The organism is Lysinibacillus sp. Y5S-8, assembly GCF_036894365.1.
Classification (GTDB): domain Bacteria; phylum Bacillota; class Bacilli; order Bacillales_A; family Planococcaceae; genus Lysinibacillus; species Lysinibacillus fusiformis_D.
This window is the reverse complement of sequence record NZ_CP145889.1, coordinates 405,838-423,429: the sequence shown is the minus strand read 5'-3', so window position 1 is coordinate 423,429 and position 17,592 is coordinate 405,838. Positions and strand designations below refer to the sequence as shown.

Annotated in this window: 14 protein-coding genes; 5 read left to right on the top strand and 9 right to left on the bottom strand. The window is 37.5% G+C overall.

The window, feature by feature from the left end; genetic code table 11:
- Nucleotides 1-2 precede the first annotated feature (2 nt).
- Together V6670_RS02025 and V6670_RS02020 are read right to left on the bottom strand one after the other, a co-directional pair.
- Nucleotides 3-350, bottom strand: coding sequence for a hypothetical protein (locus V6670_RS02025; protein WP_141903961.1), 348 nt, complete (start codon nucleotides 348-350; stop codon nucleotides 3-5).
- Between the two features lie 279 nt (nucleotides 351-629).
- Complete coding sequence (locus V6670_RS02020; protein ID WP_338652352.1) at nucleotides 630-1,127, bottom strand: HK97 family phage prohead protease; 498 nt, start codon at nucleotides 1,125-1,127, stop codon at nucleotides 630-632.
- A 99-nt stretch (nucleotides 1,128-1,226) separates the two neighbouring features.
- On the opposite strand from V6670_RS02020, the gene V6670_RS02015 reads away from it, so the two are divergent.
- Both V6670_RS02015 and V6670_RS02010 read left to right on the top strand, forming a co-directional pair.
- A complete protein-coding gene (locus V6670_RS02015) occupies nucleotides 1,227-1,883 on the top strand; it encodes a site-specific integrase (RefSeq protein ID WP_141903963.1) in 657 nt (218 codons plus the stop codon).
- 94 nt (nucleotides 1,884-1,977) lie between these two features.
- A complete protein-coding gene (locus tag V6670_RS02010; protein WP_141903964.1) occupies nucleotides 1,978-3,360 on the top strand; it encodes a dipeptidase in 1,383 nt (460 codons plus the stop codon).
- 54 nt (nucleotides 3,361-3,414) lie between these two features.
- Here the strand turns inward: V6670_RS02010 and V6670_RS02005 are convergent, their stop codons facing one another.
- Together V6670_RS02005 and V6670_RS02000 are read right to left on the bottom strand one after the other, a co-directional pair.
- Entirely contained in the window at nucleotides 3,415-3,987 is a 573-nt protein-coding gene (locus tag V6670_RS02005; protein WP_036117546.1) for a nitroreductase, read from the bottom strand.
- A 97-nt stretch (nucleotides 3,988-4,084) separates the two neighbouring features.
- Nucleotides 4,085-4,579: an amidase domain-containing protein gene (locus V6670_RS02000; protein ID WP_036117549.1), complete on the bottom strand. Its 495-nt coding sequence runs from the start codon at nucleotides 4,577-4,579 to the stop codon at nucleotides 4,085-4,087.
- Nucleotides 4,580-4,760: 181 nt separating this feature from the next.
- On the opposite strand from V6670_RS02000, the gene V6670_RS01995 reads away from it, so the two are divergent.
- On the top strand, nucleotides 4,761-5,783 hold the full coding sequence (locus V6670_RS01995; protein ID WP_141903965.1) for a DUF2804 domain-containing protein: 1,023 nt from the start codon (nucleotides 4,761-4,763) through the stop codon (nucleotides 5,781-5,783).
- Nucleotides 5,784-5,876: 93 nt separating this feature from the next.
- On the opposite strand, the gene V6670_RS01990 is transcribed toward V6670_RS01995, so the two are convergent.
- Nucleotides 5,877-6,593: a glycerophosphodiester phosphodiesterase gene (locus V6670_RS01990; RefSeq protein ID WP_338652349.1), complete on the bottom strand. Its 717-nt coding sequence runs from the start codon at nucleotides 6,591-6,593 to the stop codon at nucleotides 5,877-5,879.
- Between the two features lie 157 nt (nucleotides 6,594-6,750).
- Between V6670_RS01990 and helD the strand changes: the two genes are divergently transcribed.
- Nucleotides 6,751-8,979 carry an RNA polymerase recycling motor HelD gene (helD, locus tag V6670_RS01985; RefSeq protein WP_338652348.1) on the top strand — a complete coding sequence of 743 codons (2,229 nt, stop codon included), beginning with the start codon at nucleotides 6,751-6,753 and terminating at the stop codon, nucleotides 8,977-8,979.
- A 265-nt stretch (nucleotides 8,980-9,244) separates the two neighbouring features.
- Here helD and V6670_RS01980 read toward each other — a convergent pair whose 3' ends face one another.
- The 4 genes from V6670_RS01980 to V6670_RS01965 form a co-directional block, all read right to left on the bottom strand.
- A complete protein-coding gene (locus V6670_RS01980; RefSeq protein ID WP_338652347.1) occupies nucleotides 9,245-10,096 on the bottom strand; it encodes a GNAT family N-acetyltransferase in 852 nt (283 codons plus the stop codon).
- Nucleotides 10,097-10,863: 767 nt separating this feature from the next.
- Nucleotides 10,864-12,696 (bottom strand): ABC transporter ATP-binding protein, encoded by a 1,833-nt coding sequence (locus V6670_RS01975; RefSeq protein ID WP_141905141.1) that lies wholly within the window; start codon nucleotides 12,694-12,696, stop codon nucleotides 10,864-10,866.
- Nucleotides 12,696-14,417: an ABC transporter ATP-binding protein gene (locus V6670_RS01970; protein WP_141905142.1), complete on the bottom strand. Its 1,722-nt coding sequence runs from the start codon at nucleotides 14,415-14,417 to the stop codon at nucleotides 12,696-12,698. The genes V6670_RS01975 and V6670_RS01970 overlap by 1 nt, the downstream gene beginning before the upstream one ends.
- A 65-nt stretch (nucleotides 14,418-14,482) precedes the next feature.
- Nucleotides 14,483-15,376, bottom strand: coding sequence for an EamA family transporter (locus V6670_RS01965; protein ID WP_338652346.1), 894 nt, complete (start codon nucleotides 15,374-15,376; stop codon nucleotides 14,483-14,485).
- A 186-nt stretch (nucleotides 15,377-15,562) separates the two neighbouring features.
- Here V6670_RS01965 and V6670_RS01960 point away from each other — a divergent pair, with 186 nt between their 5' ends.
- Nucleotides 15,563-17,587 (top strand): EAL domain-containing protein, encoded by a 2,025-nt coding sequence (locus tag V6670_RS01960; RefSeq protein WP_338652345.1) that lies wholly within the window; start codon nucleotides 15,563-15,565, stop codon nucleotides 17,585-17,587.
- Nucleotides 17,588-17,592 lie beyond the last annotated feature (5 nt).

The window sequence follows — 17,592 nt, the reverse complement described above, 5'->3', positions numbered from 1 at the left end:
GATTACCAATTACATTGATATTTATTAGTTGAAGCAGCGTCATGACGAACTTCTATTTTTGATAATTCTGTGGCTGATTTGCTCGGAGCTGCATGCCATGCACCATTATATAAAGCCCCATAATGATCTTTAGTAGAATGGTTTGCCCATACATAATCTTCATTGATCCAAGATGTGTTATAACCATAAGTAATAGTAGCTTTATTATCAGAACTTGCAGAATATAATTCCCAATCTTTAGAGAAACTTCCGCTATATGTAGATTCTAATGTACCTGCAGAAGCAGGAGCTACTGAAAAGGCACTTAACATTATACCTGCGGACAAAGTTAATAATCCTTTTTTGAACATAATTATCAATCTCCTTTATTCTTAATGATCTTTCATTAACAAATATACCTTATTATTCCATAAAAAGAAATAATTATTTATACTCATTAATTTTAGTATTAAGTTATATATATACTATAAAAAATATAAATTGGAAATTATGTAAAATTATATATTTAGGAAGCCACTCTGAGATATTTGATATCTAAATCCTTTATCAAAACCCTCATCTTTCAAAATTTTATCAATATTATATTTCATTATTCCAGTAATTAAAAAACACCTACCGAAGTAAGTGTTTTAACTACTCAATGCCTTATCGATTTTAGAAATTAACTCTAATCGGCTATTTTTACATCCAACTTGTACAATGGATGTTTTATAAGCCGGATTCTCTACTATACTTATTTCTACTAATTCTGCACGTTGAATCAACTTAAAACTTTGCCTTCCTCTTTTTGTCTCTTTAAATTCTGCATTTTTAAATCTTACTGAGACATGGTTTACTTGCCCATCTCTTACTAAATTGTATAGTAGGTGATTTTCATTGTTATTTTCTAATTCAATATTAAATGACAAACCTCTTTCATCTTCAAATAATGTAAGTTGTCCCATTTTTGCACTTGCAAAATCAAGCGAACTCAAGTGTAAATATCGAAGAGTTTGATGACGTTTTTTTATAGAGTCTACAAAGACACCTGGTAGGAACTGTTCGTAAAATTTACCTTGGTCACCATAGATACACGCTCGTTCATTCCAACAAAGCGCGTAGCCACTAATAACTAAAGGCTTTGTCATGACCGTTTCATAGAATTATGTCTTGAATCCAGAAGATACAAAAACATTAAATTCCATTATTAAAGGGTTTTTAGTTGATAAAAAGTTTTTAGATTATAAATGACCAACTTCCTTACTCCTACTGAACTAGTCACTTTTTTAGATGATGCCAAACAGGATGAAAATGTGACCCACTATACTTTTTTCCTTACGATCGCTTATACAGGGATCCGTCGTGGTGAAGCATTAGGATTGCAATGGAAGAATATAGACTTCCTAAACAACACCATTACAATTGAGCGTACCAGGGATGTTATCGGCATCCACACACCAAAAACAACAAATAGCTACAGAACCATTCTAGTAGATGAAATGGTTATGAAGCAACTAGAGACATATTTAAAATGGTGTAAAAAAGCATTATTTAAAAACGGCCGGAAACTGCAAGACGATTTATCAAAAGATGATACGTTTGTGTTTATATTTGAACATGCTGCAGATCCGATTGCTCCAACAAGTCCTATTTATGCTTTCAATAAAATTTTAGATCGGACTGGACTGCCAAAAACAACAATACATGGTTTAAGGCATACACATTGCACTATCTTGTTAAACCGTGGACTCAATGTGAAAGTTATTGCTGAGCGATTAGGCAATACACCAAAAATGATAATGGATGTATACGGCCATGTTCTAAAGGAATTAGAAGCTGAATCTGTATCACTCTTTAGTCAAACTTTACAGGATAGTGGGGCTAAAATTGGGGCTAAACATTAACGTATATGGCAGGAACCATTGCTATAGCAAGATTCCCCAACCACAGTATGCTATACTATTTCTATTATCGAAATATTGGAAAGAGGGATGCTAGATGACAAATTTACAGCAATTAGATGCTTATTTTGCAGAACATCGTGAGGCACATTTAAATGAACTGAATGAATTTTTACGAATTCCAAGTATCAGTTCTCTATCCGAGCATAAAGAAGATATTCAACAGGCAGCACAATGGCTAGCTAATGCGTTTGAAAAACTAAATCTTGAAAATATCTCTATTACACAAACAGCTGGGCACCCTGTTGTCTATGCGGATTGGTTACATGCTGAAGGGAAACCAACTATTTTATTTTATGGTCATTATGATGTACAACCTGTTGATCCATTAAATTTATGGGACAGCGAGCCGTTCAATCCTACGATTCGTGACAATAAATTATTTGCCCGTGGAGCGAGTGATGATAAAGGGCAAGTGTTTATGCATTTAAAAATGATTGAGGCACTCTTTGCAACAACAGGGACTTTACCAGTCAACGTTAAATTCATTTATGAAGGCGAAGAAGAAATCGGCAGTCCGCATTTACCTGCTTATGTTGAAGAACATAAGGAAAAACTTGCAGCAGATTTAATTTTAATTTCTGATACAGGTCTTTATGGTCCTGGTAAACCTGCAGTATGCTATGGATTACGTGGCTTAACAGGCATTCAAATTGATGTTCGTGGAGCTAAAGGAGATCTACACTCTGGTCTTTACGGTGGCGGCGTCCAAAATGCTATCCATGCGTTGGCTGAAATTTTAGCATCCTTCCGTGATGAGCATGGAACGATTCAAGTTGAAGGCTTCTACGATAAAGTATTGCCACTATCAGAAGAAGAACGTGAAGCTTATTTAGCACTTGGCTTTGATGAGGAATCAGTTAAACAGGAAGTTGGCGTAAAAGAATTATTCGGTGAACAAGGTTTTTCTTATTTAGAACGCACTTGGGCTCGTCCAACACTAGAGGTTAACGGTGTATTTGGTGGCTTCTCTGGTGAAGGCATCAAAACGGTTCTACCTGCGGAAGCTGGTGCTAAAATCACATGCCGTCTTGTTCCAAATCAAGAGCCTGACGAAATTGTAGCACTATTAAAAGCCCATGTTGAAAAACATAAACCTACTGGTGTGGAAATCAATGTTTCTGAATTTGATAAAGGGCGTCCATTCTTAACACCTTTCGATCATCCATTTATCCAAGCAGCTGGACGTTCCTATGAAAAAGTGTATAATGTACCAACTGCATACACACGTGGCGGAGGATCTATCCCTATTGTAGCTGCCTTTGATGAAATTTTAGATTTACCTGTGGTGTTAATGGGCTTCGGCTTATCAAGTGAAAACTTCCACGCACCGAATGAACACTTCCATTTAGAAAACTTCGATAAAGGCTTACGTGTGTTAAGTGATTACTTATACGAGGTTTCTGATTTACAAAAATAAATATCGTCCCATTAAAAAATCCCCTCACTTTTAAAGTGAAGGGATTTTTTTCGGTTATTCACCAAAAATCGTCACTATTTCAGCTGATTGTTTACGTTCCTTGCCTTTCGGTACTTCATCAAAATAACCCATTTGTAGCATGGCAATGACACGCTCACCTGGCTGAACCTTTAAAGCTTCACGGAATTTCGGATTATCTAAGAAGCCTGGCGTTTTCCAGCAAGAACCAATGCCTCTATCCCACGCAAGCAGTTGTATATTTTGAATAAACGTACTTGCAGCTGCATAATCTTCTAAACGTTCTTTTTGACGAGCATCCTCTGGTACGATTACAAAAGCATAGCCACCTGGTAATGTAAATTTCATCATTTGCTTCGCTAAATCTTCACTTGAAAGCTCCTGCCATTTTGGAATTGTCAGGTCGCGTAATAGCTGGTGCAGGTCTGCTAATTCCTTTCCACAGGCTACTACTAAACGCCAAGGCTCACGATTACCGTGATTTGGTGCCCAGACAGCATCATCGATAATAGCCATCAAATCCTCACGATCTACAGGCTGACCATTAAACTTTTTAATGGAACGACGTTGAATAATTGCATCTCTAACCGATAAAATTTGTTCGCTCATATTTCTATTCTCCTTCTACCATAAGACAACATATTAGAGTTGGTCTCTTCTATCTTTCACATTATCACAAAATGATATGCTTTAAAACTATCTCTTCTTAAGCAAAGCTGTCATCTATATGATAGAAAAAGTAAGTCATACTCGGTGTATAGGCAGTGGAATCCTCGTAAAAATAAGGTCGATTAATACTATCCGAAGTATGGGCATTGACATAGGGAATACCATTTTGAATACTTGTGACAATAACGGAGTGGTCAATTCTCCCATTTCCTTGAAAATCATAAAAAATGACATCCCCAAGCTCTAGCTCCTCTGCCGATTGAACACGCCTACCCTTCAATCCAGTTGTAGATCCCTCTAAATACCACCTTAATGAATGAGCCACAGACCAGCTAAAGCTCCAATTCCCTTGTTGAATCCACCAACCTTTATCTCTACTCGGTGCGCCACGCATTGGTGCACCACCCGCAAGTAAGCATTGAGATATATAGTTTGTGCAATCTACATCAAAATTTGGAAAAGCTGGATTGCGTCTGTTCCACCACAAATTAGCATATTGAACTGCAGCCTGCCTGTTATACATTTTTGCCATACATCCCCTCCTCATGCCATCATATGTCTATCCATGACTTTCTATTAGTTAGGTCCTTACTCATATTCTTATTGAAATCAATTATATTCAGCATGTTCCTTTCCATTTTCAAGAACATTTTTGCTACAATAAAGAGTAATGCAATGCAGATTTTATTTTATGACTGGAAGGGATGTTAATTGTGAAGCAGCATGCTGAGAAAGAAATTTTACGGCCTACTCTTTTATGCGATAAAAAAGGTAATTTAAATCCAGCAGCCATCGGATTTGCACGTAAGCCACTTATTAACAGCAATTTAAGCGGCCATCTCATGCGCAAAAAGAAATGGAACTATTGGTGTATCTATGGTGACGAAATCTTGTTTTCTGCTACGATTAGTCATTTAGATTATGCTGCTGTCTGCTTCGTTTATTTCCTTGAATATGAAACACAGCGCTATTTCGAAAAAACGATTACCATTCCCTTCGGTGGTAAATTAAAAATGCCGACACAGGTTTTAGAATCCGTCTCATTTAAAAATAGCGAAATGATGATTGATCTATTATATATACAAAATGAAACGCATCTATCGGTGTCCATACCAGACTTTGATGGTGATGTTTTACGTGCAAAGCTTATCGTCCAACATCCCCCAACTGATGAAACCTTAAATGTTGTCATCCCTTGGAATCGCAAAACATTTCAATTTACAGGCAAACATCATATACTCCCAACTTCAGGTGTTGTCACAATTGGTACTCGCCGTTATAATTTTTCGGCCGAAGAGAATTTTGCAGTGTTAGATTATGGACGAGGTGTATGGCCACGTCAAGCATTATGGAATTGGGGAATGGCCTCTCAGCGAGTTCGAGGAAGACGGATTGGACTGAACTTAGGAGGTAAATGGACAGATGGCACTGGCATGACTGAAAATGCTGTTTTTGTTGATGGTAAAATGACCAAAATACATGAGGATCTTTTGTTTCAATATGATTCTGGAGACTATATGCAACGTTGGAAAGTAAAAACGAAATTTTCTAATCAGGTTTCATTAACCTTCTCCCCTTTTTTTGAACGTGTTGCTCAAACTAATGCCAAATTAGTTAAATCGGAGGTACATCAACTATTTGGCTATTACGACGGCTCCATTTTACTCGACAATGGTGAAACACTTGTTATTCAACAAATGCTCGGATGTATTGAAGAACATCGTGCGAAATGGTAGAACGTATCTTCTAGAAGACATCGCTTTCCGTGGGTATTACAAAAATGCTACTTATTCCACGGAAGCTTTTTGTCTCCTAGCCCCTTCCATGCTCTAACTAAGGGCCTGTAATATTTTCTCCGGGTCATCAGTAAATATCGCCTGTATACCTAGTTGCTGTAAATAGCGAGCATCACGTTGATCATTAACAGTATATACACGAACAGTTGCTCCTTCAGCGAGAGCTAGTTTAACTGATTTACGAAATGACGTTGGTAAACTTACATGTAACGCTTTAGCTGGAATAAGAGCAATGTAAGAAGTAAAATCTACTAACACTTCTGCAAACAGCGCCGCACTTTCTATATAAGGTGCTATTTTTGATACTGTTTGCAATGATTCATGATTAAAAGATGAAATGATTACTCTTTCAGTCATTTGCTGTGCAGCCACTGCTTTGAGTACGAGCGCTTCAATCCCTTCATATGAGATAATATCTGTTTTCAGTTCAATATTGATACGATGGTTGGTACCTGCAAAAAGCTCTAACACTTCCCCTAACGTAGGGATTGTTTCATCTCCGAACTCTGGAGAAAACCACGAACCAAAGTCAAATGTACGCAATTGCTGTAATGTAAAATCTTTTACATAGCCTGAACCATTGGAGGTACGATTAATGGTTTCATCATGAATGACCACTACCTCTTTATCTGCGGTTAAATGAACATCTAGCTCTATCCCTGCTATAGGAAGCTTTGATGCTGCTTGAAAGGCTGCCATCGTGTTTTCTGGATAGTTTATCGAAACACCTCTATGTGCAAAAATGTCCAAAATCATTAACCTCCTCTATTATCATTTAAAGAAAAACTTTCCAACCCCAATGTAATAGTAGCATAATTAACTATTTAGCTTTCACTTGATGGTAAATATTATATATAGTAGTATGATAATCTACTTTGAAATTGTAAGTACCTAGGAGGTGCTAAAAATGACTGTACAACATCCGGATTTTCAGGCTGAGATAGAGCGGTTGACCTATACCCAAAGTTATATGCAACAAATATTAGACGAATCACAACGAGATCTACAATCCGCTCAAGAAAATATCCGCAAATCCATGGCTGACCTTGATTACTTAGATTCGAGTTTAAGTTATTTAAATATCTTAACAAACGCCAGATTCTTTGAAATGGCTCGTAATCAAAAAGAAGGTCTAGAAGCCGTTCGGAAAAAGCCCTATTTTGCCCGAATCCATTTCCAAAAGACAGATGATCCCGAAGAATTCCTTTATATTGGGAAAACCTCACTATTTCATCGTGAAACCCATGAGCCTATTATTGTTGACTGGCGCTCACCCGTAGCCAATGTTTATTATGATGGACGTCTTGGTGATATGGAGTACGATGTCCGTGGAGAAGTTCATAAAGGACATCTCTTCGCTAAAAGACAATATAAGATCGAGAACGGCGAATTACTCGATATACGGGATATTGATCTAACAACAAACGATGAACTCCTACAAGAAGCATTAGCTGGGAAAGCAGATGTTCGTTTAACTGAAATTGTCTCGACAATCCAAAAGGAACAAAATGAAATTATTCGAGCACATCTTCGTCAACCAATTATTGTACAAGGTGCAGCAGGTAGTGGAAAAACAACTATCGCTCTCCACCGAATATCTTATTTCCTCTACACAATGGGCGAGCATTTTAATCCTGAACAGCTCATGATTTTAGCACCGAATAAGCTATTTATTGATTATATAGGTGATGTTTTACCAGAGCTTGGTGTCGATAAAATATGCCAAACTACTTTTACAGACTACGTTCTTGCTGCCACTAAATTAAAATTAAAGCTTCAAAATCCAAATGAGCAATTAGAATTGCTCGTTGCTGGTGGAAATCATCAGCCTACTGCATGGATCGCTGAAGTGAAAGGTTCACTTTATTATCGTGATGTCATTGAGCGCTATATCCAGAAGTTAGAGCAAGAAATCGCGCAACTATTCGAAGATGTTTATATTGAAAAATACTGTATTATGCGAGCTGCTCATCTAAAGAAGCTGTTTTTATATGAGTTTTCTTATATGCCAATTGAAAAACGCCTTGCACATATAAAAAAGGTGTTAGCTAGCCATGTCCGCCAAAAAAAACAGGCTGTCTTAGCTACACTCCATAAAAAATATGATGAAGCATTGGGTAAAGCCTTAAATGGTATACGGGATGATGAAAAGCGGCGACGTGTTGTCACAAAATTTATCGATGAACGCGACGAACGAATTCCAGCAATAGAAAAAGAAACGAAAACAACTGCAACTGCCTATATGCGTCGCTTTCCCAAACATAACATTAAAACACTTTATCGCACCCTTCTTACCGACGCCGAACTTTTAACAGAGCTAGCTCCTGAATGGCATTATCTTGAACAACAGCAATTTTTGCAGGCACATCGTAAAGAACAATGGGCACTCGAAGATTTAGCCGCACTATACTATTTACAAGCACGTCTAAAAGGCATCCCAGATGAATGGAAAATGCGTGTTGTCTTTATCGATGAAGTACAAGATTATAGTCTGTTTCAGCTTGCTGCTTTAAAAACAGGTCTTGATACAGACATGTTTACAATGGTTGGCGATTTAGCCCAAGGAATTCATAGCTACCGCTCATTAACTGCCTGGGAGCCTGTCCAAAGTCTATTTCCTCGTGCAAGCTTCCGAACATTGCAAAAAAGCTATCGAACAACCATTGAAATTATGGAAGTCGCTAATCAAATTTTAGCGCAAATGAATGAGCAGCTACCGCTGGTTGAGCCAGTTGTTCGTCACGGTAATGTGCCAAGTTTTATTCAAGCAGACCAATTTGATGCCTTAAAAATTAAAGAGATTTTTGAAGCTATTCGTCAAAATGGTCATCGGTCTATCGCTTTAATTTGCAAAACTACTGCTGAAGCCATTTCGATGCAACATACATTGAAAGACAACAAAATTGCCTCACAGCTGCTAACAGAAAATGAATCGATTAATCAGGAAATGTTGCTTGTTGTACCAAGTCATCTTGCTAAAGGGCTTGAGTTTGATGCTGTCATTGTAGCTGCTTTTGAAACACCCTTTTACGATACAATAATTGATCGGAAACTACTGTATGTAGCTCTCACACGAGCAATGCATGAACTCTATTTAATTGGCCCATCCAAAAATACATTTTTATTAGAAAATTAAAAAGTCGCTAGAAGGCGACTTTTTCATTCATCATCAGTTTCTTGGCGGCAATCGATAAAACTTCCCTTTCGATAAATAAGCTTTAACTACTTTCCACCATGATCTAGGGGCTTCCTTTGGAGGAGACTTCTTTTTTGGCAATGCTGGCATGCGCATGATCACGACTCCTTTCTTAAAGCTTATTAATACTATATGAAGATAGTAGGTATTTATGATAAAAACGGGCGAGAAGTTGATGTTAAATACCACTCCTCGCCCTTTTTTCCTACTGTTTTACATAATAATCGATTTGCTGTGCCTTCATAAAACCTGCCTTTTCATAGACAGATAATGCTTTTTTATTGTCAATTTCTACATCGAGCATAACAAATTTCGCACCAACTTTGCTCGCGTAATCCTTTGAAAAAGAAAGCAATGCTGTTCCAACACCTTGTCCTTCACAATTTGGATGAACAGCAAGTGCTGTTACCCATTGGATTTCATTTTCCTGAGCAGTCGTCACAGTTCCAACAACAAGGCCATCTCGATAAGCAACCCAAAGCTTTCGTCCGTTTGTAGATGTATTAAAGGCAATGAGTTCCTCTGATTCTTCGGGTAAATCACCAAAAGCTTCACTATAGATGGCAATCAGTTCTCCCTGCTCACCAGCATAAGGTTGAATACTAATATCCGTTTGTAATGTTACTGGTTCTGCTTTTGTTTCTAATGTTGCTTCTGAAAAGCTATAAGCATAACCTTTATTTTCAATAAATGTATGTCCATAAGGAGAGCCATCAATTACTACAGCTAATTGCCCCTCCGCTCCTCTATCTGCTAAGCCAACTTGTATACCCTCAACTAATGCAGCTCCAATACCCTTCTGTCGATATGCAGGTGTCACTACTAATGACCATTCATATGTATGGAGTCCCATCAAATCAATGGCACTAGCAGCACCTACTAACAGATCCTGTTCATCCTCATATGCTAGTACCATAAAGCCCTTTGACTCAAAAGAGCTAGCCATTGGTACACTCATAATGGTTTCATATACTCGATAATCATGAATGGTTGCTTCTTCACATAATAGTTTTACTTCTTTCAATGTTTCTCCATCTAATGGAAAAGACACTGTCATCACTGAAATATTCATCTTTTACTCCGTTCCTGTGTCAGACTATTGCCCTATTGTAGCAAGAATAAAAATAAACTGGCAACAAAATATATAAATACCCACTATTAATCAAAATTTTACTTCAAAAAACAGAATAATAAAAGGATTTATACTATAAAAATTCATGAAAATGACTGAAATTTACTAGAAATTATAGATATAAAATATTATGCTAATTTCTCAAAATGAGAGATAATTAATCTTTTTTACACAGTTACTTTTAAACTATACAGAAACTCCTATTTGATATCTTTTTTATAATATTATACTATTTATTCAAATTAATAACATTTCAATTTAACGAAAAAAGAGTAATTTCACATGAAATTACTCTTCTCATCGTAAACCATCCATAGAATTTTTGTGAAAGGTGAAAATGGATTAACGTAGCAGGCTACTTGCTTCCCTGTGAGCCGCTTCCTCCGCTACTGCTCTTTTTAGCAAAGATTTTTAAATAAAGTGAAGGTGTCCACTACTCTTTATAGAGGGTTGTTGTCACTCACCACTTCTCCACATTGAAAATAAGAGGCTATCCTTTCTCGTATCATACAAATAATAGGCTATTTTGTTCACTACGGCTCGTTTGAAAGATAAGGGTAAGGCACTTTTGCACACGATTACTTGGAGTAAAGCGGCTCATCAGACGCCCCTGGCAAGGACGCTGGCGAAACGACAATCAATCCCTTGGCTTTCAAAATGGCTGTTTCTGCCGTTGATATCACCTTTTTCATCTATTCCTCAAGATGATGCGAGGAGGACTGAAGCATTTGCGCATAAAGGCCACCCGATTCAATTAGTTTTTGCTGAGGCCCAGCTTCAACTAACTCACCTTTTTGCATAACTAAAATCATATCGGCATTATGCACAGTGTTTAATCGATGGGCAATAACAAAACTAGTGCGACCCTGCATTAACGTATCAAGCGCCTCTTGTATCGCCATTTCCGTCACAGTATCGATACTGCTTGTCGCCTCATCCAAAAGTAAAATTTTCGGATCAGCAATAAGCGCCCTTGCTATAGAGAGTAACTGCTTCTGACCTTGTGATATCTCGCGCCCATCCGCTGCAAGAATCGTATCATAGCCATCTTTGAGCTTCATGATAAAGTCATGAGCATTCGCTTGCTTGGCAGCTTTCTCAATCTCTGCATCACTTGCATCCAGTCGACCATATCGGATATTTTCACGAACAGAAGCCTCAAATAAAAAGGGGTCCTGCAATACAAAAGCCATCTGTGAGCGAAGGGATTGACGATCTATTTGCTGTACATTTATGCCATCAAATAATACCTCACCCTTTGTTACCTCATAAAACCTTGCAATCAGTTGGAGGATTGTTGTTTTCCCAGCTCCAGTCGCACCAACAAGGGCTACCGTTTGTCCAGGTTCTACTTTAAAATTAACATTCTTTAGTGTGTAAGCTTCTTCTTCCAGCTCATATTTAAAATACACATGCTTAAACGCCACATGCCCCAATAACTGATGCTTTTGTGCTGAAACGGTTTCTGCCTCTGGTTGTTCATCAAGCAAGGCAAATACGCGCTCTGCACCAGCAATGGCTGATAGTACCGTATTGAACTGGTTTGCTAAATCATTTAAAGGACGTGTAAATTGTCGTGCATATTCAGTGAATATAACAATAACCCCTATCGACACATGCCCATATAGCGCGAGTACTCCTCCTATACCTGCAACAATTGTAAAGCTCATATTATTTAAAAAGTTCATGACTTTAGGAATATAACCCGAGTAAGTCTGTGCCCAAAAACCGGTTCTTCTTAATCGCGAGCTTTTTTCTCGAAACTCTGCTTTCATACGCTCTTCTTGTGAGAAAGCTTTCACAATCCGCTGCCCTGAAATTGTTTCCTCTATCATCCCATTCAAAGCGCCAATAGCTACTTGCTGCTCTTTAAATAAGGGTGCTGTACGCCGTGTAATCCAGCGCATCGCCCAAAACATCAGCGGAATAATTGTCATCGTCAGCACTGTCAGCAAGGGGCTTAAACTAAGCATAATAATGACGGTTCCTCCAAGCGTAAGTACACTTGAAAACACTTGGATAAAGGAGCTATTTAATGTAGAGCTGACAGCTTCAATATCATTCGTCATACGACTCATCAGTTCACCATGTTGGCGACGATCAAAGAACGCAACTGGCAGTCGTTGAAAATGAGCAAATACACTTGTTCGTAATCTATAAATAGTCTGCTGAGCAATACCAATCATCCAATAGTTTTGTAGAAAAAGTGAAACAGCTAACAGAATATAAATACCAATTAATACACCAATCCACTTACCTAAACCTGAGAGCTTGCCATGCATAACATAATTATCAATCATTTGACCGATTAAATAAGGACCAACTAAAGCTAAAATTGAACTGAGCATCACTAGTAAAAGAACCACAATGAGGAGTGTGCGTTGTTCGTCGACAATTTTCCATAGTCGAAACAATGTACTTTTCCAATCTGCTGCACGAGGCCCTTTCTTTTTCTTCACAGTTTGCTTCAGATCATCTTTAGTCAAAATGGGCTCATAGCCAAAAGGTTTTTGGAAAAACCCCATTAATCCTCCACCTCCTGTTGAGAGATTGCAATTTTTTTATAGAGCGTTGAAGTTTGTAAAAGCTCTTCATGTGTACCATATGCAACCACTTTTCCAGCATCGATCAGTAAAATACGGTCTGCACCTTTAGCTGTGCGAATTTTTTGCGTGACAACAAGCATTGTTGCCTTCTCTTCACTTAATGCCTCCCACAAAGACTGTTCAGTTTTAACATCTAAAGCACTTGTACTATCATCAAGCATTAAAATATGCCCCTTTCTCAAAAGAGCTCTAGCAATAGATAGTCTTTGTTTTTGGCCTCCTGATAAATTAACACCTTTTTGTCCAACCTTAGTGTCGTAACCATTTGGGAAATCCTCCACAGATGCATGTATTTGTGCCTGCATTGTAGCCTGTAGTACAGCATCCATTTCAGCCTGAGTATCTCCCCAACGTACATTATCTGCAATACTTCCAGTAAACAATAATGATTGCTGAGGGACATAACCAATGATTTCACGTAGCTCCTGCAATTCCCAGTCCTGAACATCCTGCCCTTCTACAAGAATTCTTCCTTGCGTTACTTCATAAAAGCGCGGAATTAGCTGTAACAATGTTGACTTTCCAGCACCTGTTGCCCCCATAATCGCTAATTTTTCTCCTGACCTCACTTGAAAACTCACATCTGATAGGACGGGAGCATCTCCTCCTGGATAGGTAAAACAAACATGTTCAAAGGTTAACTCTCCATATTGCATTGTGCTATCTACTTCTTCTGAGTGGGAAATATCCTCCACCTCATTTTCCATAGATAGTACTTCTGCCATACGTTCTGCGGAGGCCTTTGCACGCGCATAAAAAATAATAATAAACGCAAACATTGAAAACGAGCCGGTCATACGCATGGCATAATTGACAATAGCTACAATATCGCCAAGTGGCGTTGTCCCTGTGGCAATTTGCTTTGTACCAAACCATAAAACGGCAAGCAAGCTCATGTTCATGATGAATAATAGAACAGGCATAATATATTCCATAATGCGTAAAGCCTTTACTGTATCAATTTTTAAGCGTGAAGCAACTTCATCGAAGCGTGTAGCCTCATATGCTCCACGTAAATAGGCCTTCACTAAACGAATTGCCTGTAAATTCTCCTGTAATACCCTATTTAAACGATCTACCCTCTTCTGTACACGTCCAAAATAAGACACACCCTTCGCCACCATAAAAATAAGAAAAATAAAGATAATGGGTGCGCCTATCACTAAAAACAGCGCCAATTTGGCATTTACAACAAAGGCCATTACAATACTTCCTATAACAGCAAGCGGTGCTCGCAGCATAATACGCAAGCTCATAAACAGTACCGTTTGTACCTGTGTGACATCATTCGTTAATCTAGTAATGAGCGATGCTGTGGAAAATTTTTGATAGGTTGCTAGCGTAAAGGATTGAATTTTATCAAACATGGCATTTCGTAAATCATATGAAAAGCTTTGTGCTGTATGAGAGGAGAAGTAAGAGTTAATGACTCCCGCTATAAAGGCAACGATTGATAGTGCAAGTAAAACAGCTCCCCATTGCAAAATCATCCCTTGATTTTGGGCTCGTACACCTTCGTCAATTATTTTCGCCATAATGAGTGGCTGTACAAGCTCCACAAATAATTCTAAAAGCATTAAACATAAAGCAAAAATGGCAGTCCATTTATATGGCCTTACATAGGAAAAAACTTCTTTCACATTCTTTCCCCCTTGTCAGAGATAAAATATAAAGCTAGTTAAAAATTCCTAACCCAATAGTATATTTATGCTCTTTCACCCGCTATCGAAAGCCAGGTTACACAAACAAGCATAATGAAAACACCTATTAATTGCCAAAAACCTAAAGATGTACCGAATACAATGACTGAAATAACCATTGCTGTTAATGGTTCAATACTGGAAAGGATACTCGTCTCCACTGCTGTAATATATTTCATACTACTTAAAAACAGAATAAAGGCTACTGTTCCAAAAAATATTAATGCAACGACTAACATAAGTATCTTAAAATCTGTTAAAACAACCCATTGGTTGGACTGCCACACACGGCTCACTAAGCCTAATGTTAAGCCACCTACCAGCATGCCCCAGCCAACTACTAATAGCACACTCCACTCCTTCATTAAGCGTGCAGGATACAGTGTGTAAAATGCAAATGTTAAGCCTACTGCTATACCCCAAAGCAAGGCTTTTGGACTAATAAGTAAACTTTCAAACGAAGCGTTCGTTAGTAATAGAAATAACCCTACAAGGGTACCAATAATCCCTAATACTTGATATTTTGGTGGCCATTTCTTTAAACTAAGAGAGACATATGCCACAACAAAAATGGGTGCTAAAAATTGTAGTAAGGTCGCAAGTACTGCGTTGCTTTCATTTATAGCAGCAACAAAAGCAAATTGTACACCTAGCATCCCTGCAATACCAAAAATAATGAGCTGTCTACCCCAGAGTTTGTGCTGCCAAATACTAAAAATATTTTTACCTGTTAACAATAAATATGTAAGTAGTAATATACCTGCAACCGATAAACGGACTGTTAACATAAAGGAGACGGTCAATGGTGTATGGTTAAGTAGCCACTCCATCAAAGGACCAGTTGCTCCCCATAACATAGCACCCGAGACAATAAATAATATTCCTTTTAAACGTTCCATACCAATCCTGCTTCCTATATACGTACTAAAAATTGTTACTTTTCTTCAAATCTTTTCTTACACATCACGAGAAAAGTCCTAATTTTTTTCATTATCAAATATTTACAATTATATTCATAATGACTAATTCCCGATAATTAACTATAATATTAGTATATATTGATTACCCAAGGAGATCGAAAAATCATGAGTCATATGCATAAATCATTTACGATTGATGAACATTATTTAAATTCACTTCCTTTTCCTGCAATTATCATAAATCAAGATGGACAAGCGACTATCTGGGGAAAGAGCGCAGAACATCTGATTGGATTGTCAGCCGATGATATTAAAGGAAATACTACTCCATCTATACTCGAAAATCTACTACGTCAGCTTCCTGTAGAAACATTTCAGTCTATTTTACAAAATGAGGACAGTACGTATTTAGATAAAATTCAAGTATACACAACGTCAAACACAGAAATAACGACAGCCCTGTTAGCGAAGCCTTATACAGAAGAAGGAGAACGTTTTATTCTACTAATCTTTATGCTACCAGAATTAATGACGAATGCTGTTTCACATTGCAGTACATTTGTTAATATCAAGTCAGGTTTAGATGCTACATTCATGACTGTCACACTCGATCACGATGGATTTATCTTAGAATGTAATAATGAATTTTTAAAGACAAGTCAATGGACGCCAAAGCGTGTAATCGGCAAAACATTCTGGCAGTTATTCCCGGATAATGAAGCGAGCGAAAAAGTCACAAATACGATATGGCGTAATTTACACAATGGTCATACGTGGCAAGGCGAAGTTGAAAAAATCACGAAAATAGGCCAATCCTATTGGGTATTGTTAACAGCCATTCCTACTTTTAATCTCGAAACAAATGAACAACAATTTATCTTAATTGAAAAAGATATTACTAAATCGAAAACCATTCAACATCAGCTAGAAAAAATAGCTTATATCGATACAGAAACTGGGCTGATGAATGCACATCGACTTGAAAAAGTCATTACCAATATGATTGAAGAACAAAGACATTTTTCTTTTGTTTATCTAAGTATTGATAAATTTTATACTTTAAAAGAATTACATGACCAACAAATCGATCAAAGCCTTATTATTGAATTTACAAATCGAATAAAAATGTATTTCCAAGATAGCACAATGGCTCGTATAAATGAAAATGATTTTGTTGTCATTACCCCTTTAAGTGAGTGGTTTATTCAAGGGTTCTTATCTTACTTACAACAGCACCCTATTTATAGCGGCAATATTGCTGTACCAATTTCTATTAGTGGTGGCATTACAAGATATCCAGAAGACCAAACAACATTCTCTCAACTTATGAAAGCCTCAATTGCTACCATTTCAACAGTGCGTGAGGCTGGTGGGGACAAAGTTGTTTCCCTATCAACAGCAACACATAAAGCTTTAAATCGTAAAGCTTTAATTGAAAAACGTTTACTTCAAGCACTTGATCAAAAGAATTTAAAGGTACTTTATCAGCCACAAATTGATGTTTATTCTGGTAAAATTACAGCTGTTGAAGCACTTGTAAGATGGGAAGACGAGGTAATTGGCGTTGTTGCGCCTGATGAATTAATTCCGATTGCGGAAGAAACAGGCCTTATTAATAATATCGGTTCCTTTATGCTAGAAAAAGCTTGTGAGCAGGCATTACTTTGGAAAAAGGCGGGTCATGATTTAAAAGTATCTATTAACTCTTCTGTTCGCGAATTCCGCGATAAAAATATGGCAAAATCCATACTTGAAGTGCTCGCAAAAACAGGTTGTCCAGCAAATCTACTACAAATTGAAATTACTGAAAAATTTGCTTTAGAGGCGGAAGCTGCCACATCTATCGCACAGCAAATGCGCAAGCTTGAAAACGAAGGCATCTCTTTCGTATTAGATGATTTTGGAACTGGCTATGGATCATTTAGATATATGCAAATTTTACCGATTGATACACTAAAAATTGATCAAACGTTTACGAATTCTCTATTAAAATCTGAAAAGAGCCAAAAGCTTATGCATGGTATGGTGCAACTTGGTAAATCTATGGAACTGAAAGTTGTAGCCGAGGGTGTCGAAACGGCTGAGCAAGCAGACCTATTAATCACATATGGTTGTGACGCCATTCAAGGCTATTATATTAGTAAGCCTGTTACACCAGATGAAATTGAAGTATTGCTTAGTAAAAAATAATAAGT

Bases quoted from the DNA above. Each gene is read 5' to 3' on its own strand.
- V6670_RS02025 (WP_141903961.1), bottom strand. From the start codon at position 350: ATGTTCAAAAAAGGATTATTAACTTTGTCCGCAGGTATAATGTTAAGT.
- V6670_RS02020 (WP_338652352.1), bottom strand. From the start codon at position 1,127: ATGACAAAGCCTTTAGTTATTAGTGGCTACGCGCTTTGTTGGAATGAA.
- V6670_RS02015 (WP_141903963.1), top strand. From the start codon at position 1,227: ATGACCAACTTCCTTACTCCTACTGAACTAGTCACTTTTTTAGATGAT.
- V6670_RS02010 (WP_141903964.1), top strand. From the start codon at position 1,978: ATGACAAATTTACAGCAATTAGATGCTTATTTTGCAGAACATCGTGAG.
- V6670_RS02005 (WP_036117546.1), bottom strand. From the start codon at position 3,987: ATGAGCGAACAAATTTTATCGGTTAGAGATGCAATTATTCAACGTCGT.
- V6670_RS02000 (WP_036117549.1), bottom strand. From the start codon at position 4,579: ATGGCAAAAATGTATAACAGGCAGGCTGCAGTTCAATATGCTAATTTG.
- helD (WP_338652348.1), top strand. From the start codon at position 6,751: ATGACTGTACAACATCCGGATTTTCAGGCTGAGATAGAGCGGTTGACC.
- V6670_RS01980 (WP_338652347.1), bottom strand. From the start codon at position 10,096: ATGACAGTGTCTTTTCCATTAGATGGAGAAACATTGAAAGAAGTAAAA.
- V6670_RS01975 (WP_141905141.1), bottom strand. From the start codon at position 12,696: ATGGGGTTTTTCCAAAAACCTTTTGGCTATGAGCCCATTTTGACTAAA.
- V6670_RS01965 (WP_338652346.1), bottom strand. From the start codon at position 15,376: ATGGAACGTTTAAAAGGAATATTATTTATTGTCTCGGGTGCTATGTTA.
- V6670_RS01960 (WP_338652345.1), top strand. From the start codon at position 15,563: ATGAGTCATATGCATAAATCATTTACGATTGATGAACATTATTTAAAT.